This window comes from Campylobacter concisus (assembly GCF_003048905.1).
GTDB classification, from domain to species: domain Bacteria; phylum Campylobacterota; class Campylobacteria; order Campylobacterales; family Campylobacteraceae; genus Campylobacter_A; species Campylobacter_A concisus_V.
Map to the genome: position 1 here is coordinate 24,138 of NZ_PIRO01000005.1, position 17,031 is coordinate 41,168.

Consider the following 17,031-nt stretch of genomic DNA (forward strand, 5'->3'; position numbering starts at 1 on the left):
AGATTTATTCCTAAAAGTTAATCTCTTTGGCTGTTTTTGCTTTTTGTAAGATAAAACTAGCAAACTCATCACTAAAATTTGGGCACCAAACAACCTTGTAGAAGCTAAAATTTAGCTCTTTTGCAATCTTTGCATACTCAATAACTAGCTCAAAAATGGTCTCGGAGTTATCTATACAAAAAGAGAGCGGATAGATAAGAGCCTTTTTACTCTTACACTTTGCCAAAATTTCATTTAGTGAGGGCTCTAGCCATTTTACAGGGCCAAGGCGCGATTGGTATGCTAAATTTATCTCTTTGAAGTTTAGTCCACTATCTTTTATCATTTTGCTTAAAATTTGCACATGCTCATTTATATGTTTTTCGTAGACATCACCTTTATCGATAATCTTTTGAGGCAACGAATGAGCCGAAAAGATAAGTTCCACATCGCTTATATCTATATTATTTATGGCTTCATTTATGTGCGAGATTATGATTTTATTATAAATTTCATCATCATAAAATGGCCCGCAAAGCAAAATTTTAGCCTTTACGCCTAACTCATCTTTTGCTTTTTTAAAATCATCTAAACTCGAAGTTATCGTAGTTTGTGAATGATGAGGATAAAGTGGCAAAAGTACTATCTCATCAAAATTTTCATATTTTTTCAGCACTTCTTTTGTAAAAGGCGAAGTATAGTTCATCGCAAAATCAATCGCACTAAACTCATTTTCAAAGCTTGAAATTTTATCGCAAAGCTTTTTTGTAAGCTCACAAATAGGCGACTTGCCACCGATTTGTTTATAGTTGTGCTGTGCAGCCTTTAGTCTACCTTTTACTATCATAAAAGCTACAAGTTTTCTTAAAAATTTATTTTTTATGCCCAAAATATATGGATCATCAAACATATTTTTTAAAAAAATTTCTACATCATCAAGGTTATTTGCACCACCCATATTTAAAAGCAAAAGTGCCTTTTTCTTCAAAATAACTCCTTAATTTTTATAGCATCGTCAATACTTGAAAGTTCGATGTTTTCGCCGCTTTGGCAAAGGTCATAAAAAGCATCGTATTGAGCTTTTATTTCATTGTTTAAAGGATCCGTTTTTAAATTCATCTGACCATTTTCATTTACTCTGTGAAGTTTATAATCAATAAGATCACCAAAATAAACACCTTCTTTTGCATTTACTTCTATTTTGAAACGTTCTAATGAACCACAGAACGAATCGGTAATATTTACTAAAATTTGATTTTTCATTTTAATGTTAATTCCAACATTATCGCATACTTTGGTATTGGTTTTATTTGCCTGAGTATAAAAGAAATTGCAGACTTCGCTACCTACTAAATTTTTAGCAAGATCTATATCGCAAAGCGAAAGCTCGTTTATAATATTTCCCTCACAAAGTGGTTTAAAATGCGCAATTGAAATGCTATAAATTTCTTCTTCTTTCAAAAGTGCCTTTTTTAATGAAATGATGGTCGGATTAAAGCGCTCATCAACGCCAGTACAAACTCTGACTTTATTTACAACTGACGCATATTTTATCTCTTTTAGCTCACTTACGCTTTTAAATACAGGCCTTGAAATCAATATATTTTGACAATATTTTGCACACTGACAAAAGGCCTCTACGATCTCATGTTGAGGCAGACAAAGTACGACAGCTTGCGGCTGGGCTACTTCTATAAATTTCTTAAACTCATCAAAAAACGGAGCTCTGCAAGCATCATCTCTATTTTCTTTATCAAAAACTCCACAAACTTCAAATTTGTCAGAACGCCTCAGCTCCATATAGTGCCGCTTGCCAACTAGATTGTATCCAACAATGCCAATTTTGAGTTTCACTAAAGACCTTTTAGTTATAAATTTTTAGGCTATTTTAATTGCAAATCGCTTTTAAACAAATAAATTTATAAAATATATTAAGCAAAAATTAATTTTGTATTTTTTTATAAATTTACAAACGATTTTTAGCTAAAATCGAGCAAAATTTAAAACTAACGAGGATAAAAATGCAAAATTTAGATATAAGAAAGGCGTATCTTGATTTTTTTAAATCAAAAGGTCACGAAGTAGTAGCTTCTGCACCACTCGTGCCAAATGATGCAACGCTACTTTTCACAAACGCTGGTATGGTGCCATTTAAGAGTATTTTCACAGGCGAAGTGCCACGCCCAACACCACCTATTCGCACTAGCTGTCAGACCTGCATAAGAGCTGGCGGTAAGCATAACGATCTTGATAACGTCGGCTACACAGCACGCCACCACACGTTTTTTGAGATGTTAGGAAATTTTAGCTTCGGCGAGTACTTCAAAAAAGAGGCGATCGCTTACGCTTGGGAATTTGTAACAGAAATACTAAAACTGCCAAAAGATAAGCTTTATGTGACCGTTCACGAAAGCGACGATGAGGCGTTTGAAATTTGGAGCACTCACATCGCAAAAGAGAGAATTTACCGCTTTGGCGACCATGATAACTTCTGGCAGATGGGCGATACTGGACCATGCGGCCCTTGCAGTGAAATTTTTTACGATCAAGGCGCTGAACACTTTAACACACCTGAAGACTACATGGGCGGCGATGGCGATAGATTTTTAGAGATCTGGAACCTTGTTTTCATGCAGTATGAAAGAAGTGCGGACGGCAAGCTAAGCCCACTACCAAAGCCAAGTATCGATACAGGTATGGGACTTGAGCGTGTTACAGCTATCTTGCAGGGTAAATTTAGCAACTACGATAGCTCACTTTTTATGCCGCTAATTAACGAAGTAGCAAAGCTTTGTGGCAAGCCATACGTCTATGAAAGTGGCGCTAGCTACCGCGTCATAAGCGATCACATCCGCTCGGTTACATTTTTGCTAGCTCAGGGTACGACATTTGACAAAGAAGGCCGTGGCTACGTGCTTCGCCGCATCTTACGCCGTGCGATCCGCCATGGATACTTGCTAGGTATAAAAGAGCCATTTATGTATAAGCTTGTCGATAAAGTTTGCGAGCTAATGGGCGAGCACTACACCTATCTAAATGAGAAAAAAGCGGCTGTAAAAGAGCAGATAAAGCTTGAAGAAGAGAGATTTCTAGCGACTATTGCTAGCGGTTTGGAGCTATTTGAGAGCGAGCTTAAAAATACAAAAGAAATTTTTAGCGGAGAGGCTGCGTTTAAGCTTTATGACACATTTGGCTTTCCGCTTGATCTAACAGCTGATATGCTTAGAGAAAAGGGCCTAAAAGTCGATGAGGCAAGGTTTGATGAGCTTATGAGTGAGCAAAAAGCACGTGCAAAAGCTGCCTGGAAAGGCAGTGGCGACAAGAGCGCGAAGGGCGACTTTAAAGAGCTACTTGAAAAATTTGGCGAGAATAAATTTATAGGCTACGAAGAGCTTAAGAGCAAAAGTAAAATTCTAGCCCTGCTTGATGAAGAATTTAAAAATGTAGATAGTTTAGATGCTGGCAAAGAGGGCTGGGTGATGTTTGACGTCACTCCATTTTATGCTCAAAGTGGCGGCCAGTGCGGTGATAGCGGTAAGATAGTAGGCAAAGCAAATGTGCTTGATACGCAAAAATTTCATGGACTAAATTTATCTTTAGTAAAAACTAGCGCGGCGCTAAAAGTTGGCAACGAAGTAGAGCTTGAAGTGGGCAGCGATAGAGCCCAGATCGCGCGTCATCACAGTGCTACACACTTACTTCATGCGGCCCTTAGAAACGTGCTTGGCACGCATATCGCTCAAGCTGGCTCAAGCGTAGAAGCAGATAGGCTAAGGTTTGACTTCTCACATCCAAAAGCGCTTACTAGCGAAGAAATTTCAAAGATTGAAAATTTAGTAAATGAGTGGATACTAAATGGCGCTAACTCAAAAACAGAACTTATGAAACTTGAAGATGCTAAAAAGAGTGGAGCTATCGCACTATTTAATGAAAAATACGCTGATGATGTAAGAGTCGTTAGCTTTGGCAATGTTAGCAAAGAGCTTTGCGGTGGCACACACGTAAAAAATATAGATGAGATTGGATCATTTTTTATCATAAAAGAGAGTGGCGTAAGTGCTGGTGTTAGGCGTATAGAGGCCGTTTGCTCAAGGGCTGCACTAAATTTAGCAAGATCATTTAGAGCTGAGCTTGACGAGCTAAAAGATGAGCTAAAGAGCACCGAGCCACTAAATGCGATCAAAAAGCTAAAAAATGAACTAAGAGTTTTAAAAGACAAACTAAAAAATGCTAAAAATTCTCATGAGCTAGTCTATTTAGATATAAATAAAACCAAACTTTGCGTTACAAGCGTAGATAGTGGAGACATAAAAACCTTGATAGACGAGTTTAAAAATGAGCATGAAAGTGCTGCTATTTTGCTAGCGCAAGTCGATGAGAGTGGCAAAATTTCTCTTGCAGCTGGAGTTAAAAACGCTCCTTTAAAGGCAGGTGCTTGGGTAAAATTTGCAGCGCAAATCCTAGGTGGCAATGGCGGTGGCAAAGATGACTTTGCAACAGCCGGTGGCAAAGATGCATCAATGATAGAAGATGCGATAAAAGACTCACTTGAGTACGCAAGGCAAGCCTTAGAAAAATGAGTCATTACGATATAGCTTTTATAAAATTTGACCAAGTAGTACTATTTTTGCATGTATGCTCTGTAGCTCTTTTTGTGGGGCTACAAGCCGGTCTTGTGCTTGTTGGAAGTTACTTTATAAAAAATAAATTTGAAGACAAGGAACGCTATCACATCTTACTTCACATTATAAGACGCTTTGGCATTACGATTTTCATACTAATCCTTTGCGTGATAGCGACAAGCATAGTTATAATTTTTGGATTTTATGATGCAAATTTGACAAATCCTATGGCAAGTGCGATGGTAGTAACAAAATGCGCAATAGAACTATTTTTGCTATTAAATTTAAGCTATATATTTTATAGATACAAAAAGGCTTTAAAAGCACTAAGATCGCATGAAATGATCGAGCTAAACGAGAGTTTGATTGTTATAATTTATTATTTTACACCACTAAATTTATTAGCTTCTTTAGCAGCTATTTATCTTGGTATAAGCTATAAGGTATTTTTATGATAATGCTCGCTTCAAGCTCGCCAACAAGGGCAAATTTATTAAAAGAAGCTGGTATAAATTTCACTCAAATTTCTTTCCAGTTTGACGAGAGTAAGATAGAAAAAAACGTAAAGCCTGAAATTTATGTCCAAAATGTCGTAAAAGCTAAAAAAGAACAATTTTTAAAAGAAAATGTAGGTCTTAAAAATTTGCTCTTTGCAGATAGCTGCGTGGCATGTGGAGATAAAATTTTAGGTAAAGCAAAAGACGAGAATGAGGCGCTTGCTATGCTAAATTTACAAAGTGGCAACGAATGCAACGTCTATACGGCGATGATATTTTTAGGCGAATTTGAGCTTATAAACGTAAGTAAGACTACGTATAAATTTAAAAAATTTGACGAGCATGACCTTAATGAATACATAAAAAATAATGAGTGGCAAGGCAAGGCTGGAGCCATGACGATAGAAAATTTTAATAAAAAATATATCATCTCCCAGCACGGCGAGACTAGCACGGCCATGGGACTAAATTTAAAAATATTAAAGGCATTTTTATGAAATATATTTTGGCATTTATCTTTATAGTTGCCATTTCGCTTGGCGGAGCATTTTTATATTTTTACTCACAAGTTAGATTTGATGCTTACGCTATTATTGATTATAAACCAAAGCTTACAACGCAAATTTTTGATAGAAACAACGAACTCATCGCAAATATCTTTGAAGAAAATAGAATTTACGTAAAGTATAACGACATCCCACCGCGTGTCATCGAAGCACTCGTGGCTATCGAGGATACGAGCTACTTTGAGCATGGTGGCATAAACGTAGAAGCTATGGCAAGAGCTGCCATAAAAGATATCAAGGCCAGAAAACTAGTCGAGGGAGCTTCAACACTAACACAACAGCTCATTAAAAATTTGGCTCTAAGCCGTGAGAAGAAATTTACAAGAAAGATAAAAGAAATCGTGCTTGCCATGAAGCTTGAAAGCGAGCTTAGCAAAGAAGATATCATCGAAAGATACCTAAACCACGTCTATTTTGGACATGGCTACTACGGCATAAAAACAGCAGCTGAAGGATATTTTAGAAAAGAGCTAAATGAGCTAAGCATAAAAGAGGTTGCCATGCTAGTTGGCTTACCAAAGGCTCCAAGCACCTATGATCCTACAAAGCACCTTGATTTGTCGCTTAGCCGTGCAAACAGAGTGCTTGAGAGAATGTATAGCATCGGCTGGATAAATGAGGATGAGTACCGCAAAGGTGTACTTGAAGAGCCAGCAGTCTTTGACGATACTCTCACAAGAAATAAAGCCCCTTACGTAGTCGATGAGATAATAAAAGAGGCCTCTAAAAAATTTGACGATATAAAAACTGGCGGCTATAAGATACAAAGCACAGTTGATCTAAATGTTCAAAAGATCGCTCAAGAAGCTCTAGTCTATGGCTACAATGAAATTTTAAAGCGCGACAAAAAAGCAAATGCAGAAATCCTAAATGGAGCTATAGTAGTCACTCATCCACAAAGTGGTCAAATTTTGGCACTAATTGGCGGTATCGACTATGCAAAAAGCAGCTATAACCGCGCCACTCAAAGCAAGCGCCAGCCAGGATCTAGCTTTAAGCCATTTATCTATCAAATAGCACTTGATAATGGCTACTCAGTCGTCTCTCAAGTAGCAGATATCGCCAGGACATTTGACATGGGAAATGGCAAAGAGTGGACACCAAAGAATTATAGTGGCGGTTTTCAAGGCTATATCACTATAAAATCAGCCATAACCCAGTCGCGTAACCTCGCAACCATAAATTTGCTAAACGATCTTGGTCTTAGCTCGGTTCGCAAACAGCTTACTGATATGGGCTTTAACGATATCCCAGAAAATTTATCTATCGCACTTGGAAGCTTTGGGATTTCGCCACTTGATTTTGCAAAATTTTACTCGATGTTCCCAAATGAGGGCGAGATGGTTGAGCCAACACTTATTAAGCATATAGAAAATAGCTTTGGGGCTTCGATGGATTATGAACCACAAAGAAAGCAAGTGCTAAAACCAGAACAGGCATTTTTGATGACGACACTTCTTCAAAATGTCGTAAATAATGGTACTGGACGTAACGCAAAAATAAATGGCATCCAAATAGCAGGCAAAACCGGCACAACAAATAATAACATCGATGCTTGGTTTTGTGGTTACTCACCTGATATCGAAGCGATAATCTGGTACGGAAATGACGACAACAGCCCTATGAAAAAGATTGAAGGCGGCGGCAGGACAGCAGCACCTGTGTTTAAAAAATTTATGGAAGGCTACATTAAGCTTTATCCTACTTTAAGACGTGCATTTGAGCAGCCAGATGGTGTTTATAAAGGCTATTATGGTGGCAGTGACGAATACTACACAAACGACTCACCACTACCTCAAAATATGCCAGCAAATGACATCATACAAGATCAAGAAAACGATGGATTATTGTTTTAGGAAGATAAGATGTGGATTAAAATTTTACTTTGTTTAGTAGTTGCAAGTATTGCATATGGCGCTAATCTAAATACAGCCAGCAAAAACGAGTTAATGGAGCTTGGGCTAAGCAAAGGCCAAGCGTTAAACATTATAAAATACAGAAAAGCCCATAAATTTAAAAGCATCGATGAACTTGAAAAAGTCCAAGGTATTGGCTTTAACGATATGCAAAAAGTTAAAGAAAAACTTAGCATAAAAGAGAATGCGAAAGTCAAAAAAACTGAAGCAAAAAACTCCAAAGGCAAGAAAAAATAATCTTATTTTTTATTTGAAATTTCTAGCCATTTACATTTGAGTCCTATTATTATGGCTTTTTACAAAGGCTGAAAAGATGCTAAATATTAATAAATTTAAAAATATCAGTTTTTTAAAGTTTCTGATTTTATTTATTGCTTACATATTTTTTATAAATTATATATTTCTATACAAAGGCGTTCTTTCAGGCTTTCTACAAAATAATCAACTATCTTTTTCTATATTCTTTTTTCTTATATTTGCAATTGTCTTTATCTTAGTTTTCGCTAGTATTTTTTGTATTTTATTTTTACCTTTTTTACTAAAGCCAGTTGCGATTATTTTGATTTTAGCAAGTGGCATATCTGCTTACTTTATGCAAGTATATGGTGTTATTATAGATAAAGATATGTTATTAAACGTCCTACACACCGACACCAAAGAAGCCTTTAGTTACTTTGGTACAGATTTAATTTTTTGGATAATTTTTACAACCATCTTACCTTGCATATATGTAGAATTTGTAAAGATTAACTATGATAGTTTCAAAAATGAGCTTAAATCAAGAGTAAAAATTATCTCATTTTCTATAGTTGCGATAGCTATCATATTTTCATTAACGTCTAAAATTTTTATACCATTTTTTAGAGAACACTCGAATTTAAGAACCGCATTGCTCCCATACTATCCCATCTATTCAGCTGTAAAACTAGTAAAATCGATCGCACAAAAACCACTACCTTTTGCTTATGTAGCAGATGATGCGGTACTAGCTGATGATAAAAAGAAAATTTTAGTTTTGATAGTTGGTGAGACGCAAAGAAGCAGAAACTACTCACTAAATGGCTATACCAAAAATGATACTAATAAATTTACTAAACAAAAAGGCGTGGTAAGTTTTACAAATTTCTACTCATGTGGAACAGCCACAGAGATTAGTGTACCTTGCCTATTTTCAGACTTAAAGCGAGAAAATTTTAGCAACCGTGAAGCAAAAGCTCGTGAAAATTTAGTTAATATCATCAATAAGCTTGGTATAAAAACATACTTTTTTGGCAACAACAGTGGTGGTTGCAAGGGTGTTTGCGACAATCTTGATCAAAACCATACTTCAGATCATAGAGCAGAAGGCTTTGACGAAGTGATATTTAATGAGGCAAAAAAGGTCATCGAAGATGCAAATTCCACTACATTCATTGTATTGCATTTGCAAGGCTCGCATGGCCCTATCTACTACAAAGGCTACCCAAGCAAATTTAAAGAATTTACCCCAACGTGTGATACTGCCGAGCTAAATAAATGTACGCCAGATGAGATAGCAAATACCTACGACAACACTATTTTATATGAGGACTATCTACAAAGCGAGCTAATAAACGCCCTTGAAGCAAGAAAAGATGAATTTGAAGTTGCCATGTTATTTTTCTCAGATCACGGGGAGAGCCTAGGCGAAAATGGCATATATTTACATGGTCTGCCTTATTCTATCGCTCCAGATGAGCAAAAACACATCCCAGCCATCGTATTTTTAAGCGATAGCGAGCTTTTAAAAAGGCTAAAAACTAGAAAAAACGAAAGTCTTTCGCATGATTTTATATTTAGCTCAGTTCTTGGATATTTTGGGGTAAAAACCAAGGCTTACGAGCCAGAATTTGATATTTTTAGGGAGTAAATTTAAAGCCAGCCTAGGCAAGAGCCCGAAGCTGGCACAAATTTAAAAGCTGATCTCTTTTATATCAGCTACTTTTAGTATCTCGCTATAAATTTGGCCGATGATCGCGACGCGATTGTTTCGCACTTTCTCATTTTCAACATTTATCATAACTTTGTCAAAAAACTCATCGATCTGCGGTTTTAGGGCAAATAGCGCTTTTAGCCTTGGCTCATACGCTAGGCTCTTATCGACCGCTTTAAATGCATCATTTAGGGCTTTTTCAGCATCTATCTCAAAGAGATTCTCTTCAACCTTGCTAAATTTATCATCTTTTATAATGTTTGCAAGGCGCTTAAATGTCGAGAAATTCTCCCTAAAATTTGGCTCGCTTGAAATTTTAGCAAGTGCTTCTATCATCTTAGTTAGCTCCAAGATGTCCTTTTCGCCGCTTTTTATGCAAGCTTTTACGATAGAAGCATTTGCATCAAAAAAGGTGTAGAGCCTATCAAGGATGAAATTTATAAGCACTTCAACGTCAAATTTCTTATAATCTTTTGCGATATCTTCTAAAATTTCTTTTACATTAAATTTCAAATTATGCGCCAAAACGATCTTTATCACGCCATTTGCTGCGCGTCTTAGAGCGTATGGATCTTTTGTGCCGCTTGGAATTTTACCGATGCTAAAGAGCCCCATTAGCGTATCAAGCTTATTTGAAAGTGCCACAACCGAGCTAAAAACCTTGCTTGGGCACTGCGCCTCTTCACCGTCTGGCAAATACTGCTCTTTTATGGCTAAAACGACATCTTCATCCTCATTTTTTGCCTTTGCGTAGTAAGCACCCATGATACCTTGAAGCTCGGTAAACTCATAAACCATCTGTGTTGTAAGATCAGCCTTGCTTAACATCACAGCTCGCTCAAGCTTAGCCGCGTACTCGCCAGCTTCTTTTTTGAGTAGCTCGTCATAGTTACTAGCAAGCTTTTTAGCCACTTGTAGCTCTCTAAGCTCTTTTTCATAGATACTTCCAAGCTCTTTTAGATAAGTTATATTTTTTAGTTTTTCTGGGCTAAATTCGTGCGCTAGGTCGCTTTGCCAAAAGAACATCGCATCACTTAGTCTTGCTCTTAGCACCTTTTCATTGCCTTTGATGATGAGCGAGTAGTCCTGCGTTATGGCGTTGCTAACGACAACGAAGCCATTTGCGAGTTTACCATTTTTAAAGACTGGAAAGTAGCGCTGATTTTCCTTCATTGAAGTGATGATGACCTCACTTGGCACCTCCAAAAATTCCTCTTCAAACGAGCCAAGAAGTGCTGTTGGATACTCGGTGATCGCCACGACTTCAGCTAACAAGTCTTTATCGATTTCGATCTTTAGCCCACTTTTTTGGCTAATTTTTTCAAACTCATCAAGGATTATTTTTTCTCTCTCGCCTGCTTCAAGCACGACACCACGGCTCTTTGAGCCTTCAAAATACTCTTTTATATTTGAAATTTTTATCTTGTCATAGCTAATGCTTCTATGTGGATAGGTTGAATCACCGCTCTCAACGCCAAATTTATTAAATTTTATGACCTCATCGCCAAGTAAACACAAAAACGATCTTATCGGACGAATGAACTCAAACTCGCCGTTGCCCCAGCGCATAGACTTGCCAAAGTTAAGACTCTTTAAAAACTCCTCAACCATCTCTCCCATTATCTTGGCAACCGGCTCGCCTTTTACCTCTTTTTCGTAGTAAAGCACCTCTTTGCCGTCTATCTCTTTAAATTTAAGCTCGCTCTCGCTTATATCGCATTTATTTGCAAAGCTAAGTGCAGCTTTCGTAAAGACTCCATCTTTTAGCGCAACTTGCTTTGGCGCACCGATAAAGCTAGCTACGCTGTCAGGCTGAGATTGTGGAAATTTCTCATGAAAAAAGACCAAACGACGCGGCGTATAATAAAATTTAAAAGGACTTACAAGATTATATTTTTCAAGCACAGCCTGCCATTTAGCATTGATATTTGGTAGCTCCCTTAAAAACGGTATCGCTGGAAGCTCCTCAACTCCAATTTCTAATAATAACTCTTTCATATTTCACTCTTTTTATTAAAATTTTCTCTTTTTTCTCTTACCATTTTTCTTGCCCTCTCCTTCTCCTGTGACTGCAAAATGACGCCTCTTATCATAAAAATAAGAAATAAAACAAACGCCGTAATCATAAAAATATCTAAAATTTGCACTCTCTACTCCACAACGATTTGGTTTTCTCTCTTGTAAATTTTAACTCTCGCGTTTTCAAAACTATACTCGCCATCTTTTAGCTTTTTCTTACTATAAACCCTGATCTTACCGTATGGTGTATGCAGATAGCCCCTCTCTAGTCTACCAGAAATTTTAGCAAAGACATCGCCACTTCTAGCTTCGCTTAATTGCGATGCATCTAATAAATTTTCGCTAATATCTTTTGTGCCATGCTCATTTATGATCTCATAAGAGCTGACTTCAAGCGCATCTTTATAAATTTTCATTCGCTTTACTAAAACATCTAGCTCTTCACCTACAGTAACGCTATTTTTAGGATCATAAACATAAATTCCACGGTGATTTTTCGAGAAAATAAAGCCATGCTTATCTTTTAAGATAACAACCGCTTTTTCAATCACTGCTGGCACAGCTTCTAGATGATCAAAAAGCGTATCTACATCAGCCGTCTTATAGCTTTGTTCGCTTATTTTTTTATTGGCTTTATTTTCATCTTTTTTAAAAATTTTACTTACAAAGCCTTTTTTTACTGGGCTTGGATCAGTTGAAATTTTAAACTTTAGTGCAAAGTGATCTGAGTAAAGGTCGCTCTTTGCAAAGCCTTTTTCATCAACTGCAAAGCTTGGTTTAAAGACTTCAAAACTGCCGCTAACATAGCTTAGATCGCCATTTTCCATAAAACTAGGTGAAAGTAAAACATGATCAATCGCTCTTTTTTTGCCATGTACTGCGTGAGAATATCTATCTTTTGGCTCAAGCTCTTTATAAAGATCATAAAAATTTCTCGTTGCAATGATGTCATTTAGGATGGATTTTTGTCCAAAGGGCGAGTTAAAATCACCCAAAATAATCGCATTTTTCTCTTTGCCTAGAGCCGTTCTTAACGTTTTTTCAGCCTTTTTTTGCATATTTATGCCATTTTTATAAGTTGGAAAGTGATTTACAAATATGCTAAATTTCTTGCCTTCCTTCTCAAAAACAACCTTTAAAATATTTCTCGTCTTTACGTTTGGAACTTTAAAAATTTCACTGCTACTTGGCTGCAATTTTGAAATAAGCCCAAGCCCAACAGGTGAGTTTTTCTCCTTTGTAAAACTAACGAATTTATACTCGCTATCACTTACCAGAGCTTTTAAAACCTGCTCATTTTCGATCTCTTGAAGTGCGATAATGTCAGTATTTAATGCATTTATGACTTGTCTTGTCCTTTGTAGTTTTGAATCAGCCGCCTCGCAGTCCCATTTTGATACGCCTACTTTAAAATCAAGATACTCGCTACCATCATCTTTGCAATCAAATAAATTTTGCACATTATAAGTTGCGATGCTAATTTCACTCGCAAATGCCACTAAAATGGTAAAAACCAAAGCAAAAACTACTCTCAAATCTCACTCCTAAAGTCAAATTCAGCGATATTTTGCCTGATCGCCTCATAAGCGATAATACCAGCACTCATAGCTAAATTTAAGCTTCTGCCCTCTTTTCCCATTGGTATGGTTATGGCGTTTTTAAAATTTATATCCATAAATTCTCTTGGCAGCCCAGTACTCTCACCACCAAAAAATATAAAATCTCCTGGCTTAAACCTAATCTCGTAGTAAAGCCTATTTGTCTTTGTGGTAGCGAAGAAAAATCTATCCTTGTGGCTTAAGTTTGCTTCTAAAAATTCTTCCAAACTATCCCAAATTTTTGGATTTAAAATTTTCCAGTAGTCAAGCCCTGCTCGTCTAACAGCCTTTTCGCTCAGATCAAAGACCGTTGGCTTAACGATATGTAGCTTTAAATTTGCATTAACGCACATTCTACCGATAGCTCCAGTATTTTGCGGTATCTGAGGATGAACTAAGACTATGTTAAACATAAGCTTTCTTTGCCTTAAAAAGTGTTATAAACTAGCCTATTTTAGCCAAAATGGGCTTTTAAGAGTTTTAAAGACTAATCTTTTCTAGGCCTATACTCGCTTAGATATTTTGAAATTTCAAACTCTTGCCTACGTTTTATCTCTTTTGCGATCTCTTCGTTTTTAAAACCAGCTGATAAAATTTCTGCCACATCAACTTTCGCGTCAAATTTTGCCTCATAAATTCCAAGCTTCACAGCACGCTCTATCCGCTCTTTATTATAAGCTCCAAGCCATGATTTTATAGGCATATTTAGAGCAATTTGCATTAGATCTTTATCGCTTGGCATATCCTTAAAATAAGGCTGCTTTAAGATAGAAAAGTAGCTCTTTGGCAGACGCATTTTCTCTAAAATTTCTTTTGCGTCAAACTCAAATTTGCCAAACAAAAGATACAAAAATAGCCTCTCATCATCCACAAATTCTCTAGCACTCTTAAGATCACTTAAAAACCCATCGTCCATAGAAATTTGCACGCCAAAAATTTCTTTAAAAAACCCAAGCTCAAAAAGATAGTAAGCTCCCTTTTCTAGATACTTTGCGCGAAAAAATTTAATAAGCTCAGTATTTATCCTATCCTTACTTAGATGCGATAAATCAAGCGTTTTCATAAGCTCTAGCGTATCATCAGCTATGCTAAAATCAAGCCTTGCGCTAAACTGCACGCCACGTAGCACCCTTAGCGGATCTTCTTTAAATTTTTCACTATCAATGTGCCTTAATATCTTGTTTGCTAAATCTTGCTTCCCGCCGTAAAAGTCTAAAATTTCTCCATTAAAGATATTCATCATCATGGCATTTATCGTAAAATCTCGCCTAAGGCTCGCCATTTTGGGATCATTAATATAGCTTACTGCAAAGTCTTTGTGTGAATTTCCAGTTTTGCTCTCGCTTCTTGGAAGCCCAATATCGTAGTTTTTGTATTTGTAGATAAAGTAGCTTTTACCAACACCGCTAGCGCCTATACTAGCCATTAGCTCATTAAATTTAGTAGGCTCAATGTCATAAACTTCGATGTCATAATCATAAATTTCTCGCCCCAAGAACGCATCTCTCACACAGCCACCAACTAGATAGACACGTGAAGTAAATGGAGAAAATAGCGATCTAAAAAAGTCTAGCTCGCTATTTTTATAAATTTTATTTTTGATTTTTATCTCATTTTTTGAGCCGTCCAATGGCTTATTTTGAGAGATTTTGGAGTCTATTTTCGATATTTGCAAGGGTAAATTCTAAAAATTTTGTCGTTAGCTCAAGCCTTGAAGCAAGATTTTGTTCACTAGTTTGTTTAAGCCCTTCAAAAAGCACTTCTATGCGCTCAGCAAGGTTTGCTAAGAAAATTTTCTCTTCGCTCACTTCTCTACTTTTTGTTAGACTTGCTGGATCCTCTTTTACTTCAAACGCTTGCTCATTTTGTAAATTTGCCTCAACTTTTAGCTCGTTATTTAGTGCATTTTCATTAGACTCTATAGCCAAAAGCTCTTTTTTTAAATTCTCTCGCTCAAGCTCTTCTTGCTTCTTACTTTGCAATGCTTCTATTTTCTCAAGCTCAGCGCTAACCTCACTGATTGCCATTCTAGCGATATCATCAAGCTTCATAATCTTATCAACCACCTTTTAAATTCATTTATCTCTTCATCACTTTTCATCGCTATAAAAAACTCTTTCATCTGCTTGTTTTTTATCGCTCGCTCTTTGCGAAGTCCGCTCAGGCGGTTTATCGCGCTAAGGGCGTCTTTGTTTGATGGATCTTGCTTTAAGATATTTTTATAAATTTCAAGTGCATCATCTTTTAGCCCCTGAGCTTCGTAGATCAGTGCTTCAGTGATTGTGTTTTTCATTTTTTGATAAATCCTGCGATAACATCGCCTATCTCGCTAGTTGAGCAAATTTCAACCGCATTAAAAGCAGCGATATCTTTTGTTCTATAACCTTTTGCAAGTGCCTCTTTCACAGCATTTTCTATCGTATCTGCGGCTTCATTTTCACTAAATGCGTATCTTAGCATCATCGCTGCACTTAAAATTGTTGCGATTGGATTTGCTATGCCCTGCCCTGCGATGTCTGGTGCTGAGCCATGTATTGGCTCATAAATTCCCACTTTACCGCCCATACTAGCACTTGGAAGTAGTCCTATCGAGCCACAGATCATACTCGCTTCGTCACTTAAGATGTCGCCAAATAAATTTTCAGTAAGGATGACGTCAAAATTTGCTGGCGCTCTTACTAACTGCATCGCCGCATTATCCACATACATAAAGCTAAGCTCTACTTCAGGGTAATTTTTAGCCACCTCGCTAGTCACCTCGCGCCAAAACTGGCTTGTCTCAAGCACATTTGCCTTATCGACCATGCAGACCTTTTTCTTTCGAAGCATTGCTGTTTCAAAAGCGATCTTTGCGATGCGCTCGATCTCAAATTTAGAATAAACCATCGTATTAAACGCTCTATCTTCGCCTTTTTCACGTGGCTGTCCAAAATAAAGTCCGCCCGTTAGCTCACGAACCACGACAAAATCAACGCCTCTTAAAACCTCTGGCTTTAGCGTGCTAGCATCCACTAGCTCATCAAAAACAATGGCTGGACGTAAATTTGCATAAGCTTCTAGCTCTTTTCTAATCTTTAAAAGCCCGCTCTCTGGCCTTAGATGTCTTGGCAAATTATCCCACTTCTCGCCACCGATCGCTCCAAAAAGCACAGCATCAGAGTTTAGAGCAGAGTTAAGCGTCTCATCTGGCAAAGGCACGCCAAATACATCATAAGCTGCACCACCCATAAGCTTGTAGTCGTACTCAAATTTTATCCCAAACTCAGCGCTAACGACATCTAAAATTTTTATCGCTTCATCTATGATCTCAGGGCCGATGCCATCGCCTTTTATAACACAAATTTTATATTCTCTCATTATTTAATCCAACTTTACTTTTGCGTATTCTATAAGTCCGCCGGCGTTTAGAAGCTCTTGCATAAACGGCGGTATAGGGCTAAATTTATACTCTTTGCCGCTGGTTAGATTTACGATCGTGCCGTTATCTACGTCTATTTTTAGTTCGTCGCCCTCGTTTATCTCGTCCGTTTCTTTGATCTCAAGTATTAAAAGTCCCGTATTAAAGCTATTTCTATAAAAAATTCTCGCATAGCTTTTAGCTATCACCGCACCTATACCGGCAGCTTTAAGCGCGATAGGAGCGTGCTCGCGAGAGCTACCGCAGCCGAAATTTTCGCCCGCTACGATAATGTCGCCCTTATCTATCTTGGTGCTAAAATTAGGATCGGCGTCCTCCATTATATGTTTTGCTAAGATATTTTCGTCGGAAGTATTTAAGTATCTGGCGGCGATAATTATATCGGTATCGATATTGTCGCCGAATTTCCAAACTTTATTCATCGTTTCGCCTTTTTTAAATTTTCGAGATTTTAGCCAAAAGTAG

Annotated in this window: 16 protein-coding genes; 6 read left to right on the forward strand and 10 right to left on the reverse strand. The window is 37.2% G+C overall.

From position 1 onward, the window contains the following. Positions 1 to 10: 10 nt before the first annotated feature. Together hemH and CVS95_RS08370 are read right to left on the reverse strand one after the other, a co-directional pair. Positions 11 to 967 carry a ferrochelatase gene (hemH, locus tag CVS95_RS08365; protein ID WP_107696284.1) on the reverse strand — a complete coding sequence of 319 codons (957 nt, stop codon included), beginning with the start codon at positions 965 to 967 and terminating at the stop codon, positions 11 to 13. Beyond that, the gene (locus tag CVS95_RS08370) at positions 964 to 1,833 is read right to left on the reverse strand and encodes a Gfo/Idh/MocA family protein (protein WP_087586456.1); all 870 of its coding nucleotides are present in this window, start codon (positions 1,831 to 1,833) and stop codon (positions 964 to 966) included. Before CVS95_RS08370 ends, hemH begins: the two co-directional genes overlap by 4 nt. A gap of 167 nt (positions 1,834 to 2,000) precedes the next feature. Between CVS95_RS08370 and alaS the strand changes: the two genes are divergently transcribed. The 6 genes from alaS (at position 2,001) to CVS95_RS08400 (ending at position 9,468) form a co-directional block, all read left to right on the forward strand. Then, complete coding sequence (gene alaS, locus CVS95_RS08375; protein ID WP_107696285.1) at positions 2,001 to 4,559, forward strand: alanine--tRNA ligase; 2,559 nt, start codon at positions 2,001 to 2,003, stop codon at positions 4,557 to 4,559. After that, complete coding sequence (locus tag CVS95_RS08380; protein ID WP_107696286.1) at positions 4,556 to 5,056, forward strand: 3-isopropylmalate dehydratase; 501 nt, start codon at positions 4,556 to 4,558, stop codon at positions 5,054 to 5,056. Before alaS ends, CVS95_RS08380 begins: the two co-directional genes overlap by 4 nt. Further along, a complete protein-coding gene (maf, locus tag CVS95_RS08385; protein WP_107696287.1) occupies positions 5,053 to 5,595 on the forward strand; it encodes a septum formation inhibitor Maf in 543 nt (180 codons plus the stop codon). Before CVS95_RS08380 ends, maf begins: the two co-directional genes overlap by 4 nt. Continuing rightward, positions 5,592 to 7,520 (forward strand): transglycosylase domain-containing protein, encoded by a 1,929-nt coding sequence (locus tag CVS95_RS08390; protein WP_107696288.1) that lies wholly within the window; start codon positions 5,592 to 5,594, stop codon positions 7,518 to 7,520. The genes maf and CVS95_RS08390 overlap by 4 nt, the downstream gene beginning before the upstream one ends. Before the next feature lie 9 nt (positions 7,521 to 7,529). After that, complete coding sequence (locus CVS95_RS08395; RefSeq protein WP_103619496.1) at positions 7,530 to 7,817, forward strand: ComEA family DNA-binding protein; 288 nt, start codon at positions 7,530 to 7,532, stop codon at positions 7,815 to 7,817. Between the two features lie 76 nt (positions 7,818 to 7,893). Then, entirely contained in the window at positions 7,894 to 9,468 is a 1,575-nt protein-coding gene (locus CVS95_RS08400) for a phosphoethanolamine transferase (RefSeq protein ID WP_107696289.1), read from the forward strand. 42 nt (positions 9,469 to 9,510) lie between these two features. Here the strand turns inward: CVS95_RS08400 and glyS are convergent, their stop codons facing one another. The 8 genes from glyS to CVS95_RS08440 all read right to left on the reverse strand — a co-directional run bounded on the left by glyS (position 9,511) and on the right by CVS95_RS08440 (position 16,988). Next, complete coding sequence (glyS, locus tag CVS95_RS08405) at positions 9,511 to 11,529, reverse strand: glycine--tRNA ligase subunit beta (RefSeq protein ID WP_107696290.1); 2,019 nt, start codon at positions 11,527 to 11,529, stop codon at positions 9,511 to 9,513. A 152-nt stretch (positions 11,530 to 11,681) separates the two neighbouring features. Further along, on the reverse strand, positions 11,682 to 13,085 hold the full coding sequence (locus CVS95_RS08410; RefSeq protein ID WP_107696291.1) for an endonuclease/exonuclease/phosphatase family protein: 1,404 nt from the start codon (positions 13,083 to 13,085) through the stop codon (positions 11,682 to 11,684). Beyond that, the gene (locus CVS95_RS08415; protein WP_107696292.1) at positions 13,082 to 13,561 is read right to left on the reverse strand and encodes a tRNA (cytidine(34)-2'-O)-methyltransferase; all 480 of its coding nucleotides are present in this window, start codon (positions 13,559 to 13,561) and stop codon (positions 13,082 to 13,084) included. The genes CVS95_RS08410 and CVS95_RS08415 overlap by 4 nt, the downstream gene beginning before the upstream one ends. Before the next feature lie 74 nt (positions 13,562 to 13,635). Next, positions 13,636 to 14,823: a CCA tRNA nucleotidyltransferase gene (locus tag CVS95_RS08420; RefSeq protein ID WP_107696293.1), complete on the reverse strand. Its 1,188-nt coding sequence runs from the start codon at positions 14,821 to 14,823 to the stop codon at positions 13,636 to 13,638. Continuing rightward, positions 14,783 to 15,199: a CiaD-like domain-containing protein gene (locus tag CVS95_RS08425; RefSeq protein WP_107696294.1), complete on the reverse strand. Its 417-nt coding sequence runs from the start codon at positions 15,197 to 15,199 to the stop codon at positions 14,783 to 14,785. Before CVS95_RS08425 ends, CVS95_RS08420 begins: the two co-directional genes overlap by 41 nt. Next, positions 15,196 to 15,441: a hypothetical protein gene (locus CVS95_RS08430; protein ID WP_107696295.1), complete on the reverse strand. Its 246-nt coding sequence runs from the start codon at positions 15,439 to 15,441 to the stop codon at positions 15,196 to 15,198. Before CVS95_RS08430 ends, CVS95_RS08425 begins: the two co-directional genes overlap by 4 nt. Further along, positions 15,438 to 16,505 carry a 3-isopropylmalate dehydrogenase gene (gene leuB, locus CVS95_RS08435; protein WP_107696296.1) on the reverse strand — a complete coding sequence of 356 codons (1,068 nt, stop codon included), beginning with the start codon at positions 16,503 to 16,505 and terminating at the stop codon, positions 15,438 to 15,440. The genes CVS95_RS08430 and leuB overlap by 4 nt, the downstream gene beginning before the upstream one ends. A gap of 3 nt (positions 16,506 to 16,508) precedes the next feature. Beyond that, the gene (locus tag CVS95_RS08440; protein WP_107696313.1) at positions 16,509 to 16,988 is read right to left on the reverse strand and encodes a 3-isopropylmalate dehydratase small subunit; all 480 of its coding nucleotides are present in this window, start codon (positions 16,986 to 16,988) and stop codon (positions 16,509 to 16,511) included. Positions 16,989 to 17,031 lie beyond the last annotated feature (43 nt).

Coding starts and splice junctions, on each gene's coding strand:
- CVS95_RS08425 (WP_107696294.1), bottom strand. CDS start 15,199: ATGAAGCTTGATGATATCGCTAGAATGGCAATCAGTGAGGTTAGCGCT.
- CVS95_RS08440 (WP_107696313.1), bottom strand. CDS start 16,988: ATGAATAAAGTTTGGAAATTCGGCGACAATATCGATACCGATATAATT.
- CVS95_RS08390 (WP_107696288.1), top strand. CDS start 5,592: ATGAAATATATTTTGGCATTTATCTTTATAGTTGCCATTTCGCTTGGC.
- CVS95_RS08395 (WP_103619496.1), top strand. CDS start 7,530: ATGTGGATTAAAATTTTACTTTGTTTAGTAGTTGCAAGTATTGCATAT.
- maf (WP_107696287.1), top strand. CDS start 5,053: ATGATAATGCTCGCTTCAAGCTCGCCAACAAGGGCAAATTTATTAAAA.
- CVS95_RS08400 (WP_107696289.1), top strand. CDS start 7,894: ATGCTAAATATTAATAAATTTAAAAATATCAGTTTTTTAAAGTTTCTG.
- leuB (WP_107696296.1), bottom strand. CDS start 16,505: ATGAGAGAATATAAAATTTGTGTTATAAAAGGCGATGGCATCGGCCCT.
- CVS95_RS08430 (WP_107696295.1), bottom strand. CDS start 15,441: ATGAAAAACACAATCACTGAAGCACTGATCTACGAAGCTCAGGGGCTA.
- CVS95_RS08380 (WP_107696286.1), top strand. CDS start 4,556: ATGAGTCATTACGATATAGCTTTTATAAAATTTGACCAAGTAGTACTA.
- alaS (WP_107696285.1), top strand. CDS start 2,001: ATGCAAAATTTAGATATAAGAAAGGCGTATCTTGATTTTTTTAAATCA.
- CVS95_RS08415 (WP_107696292.1), bottom strand. CDS start 13,561: ATGTTTAACATAGTCTTAGTTCATCCTCAGATACCGCAAAATACTGGA.
- glyS (WP_107696290.1), bottom strand. CDS start 11,529: ATGAAAGAGTTATTATTAGAAATTGGAGTTGAGGAGCTTCCAGCGATA.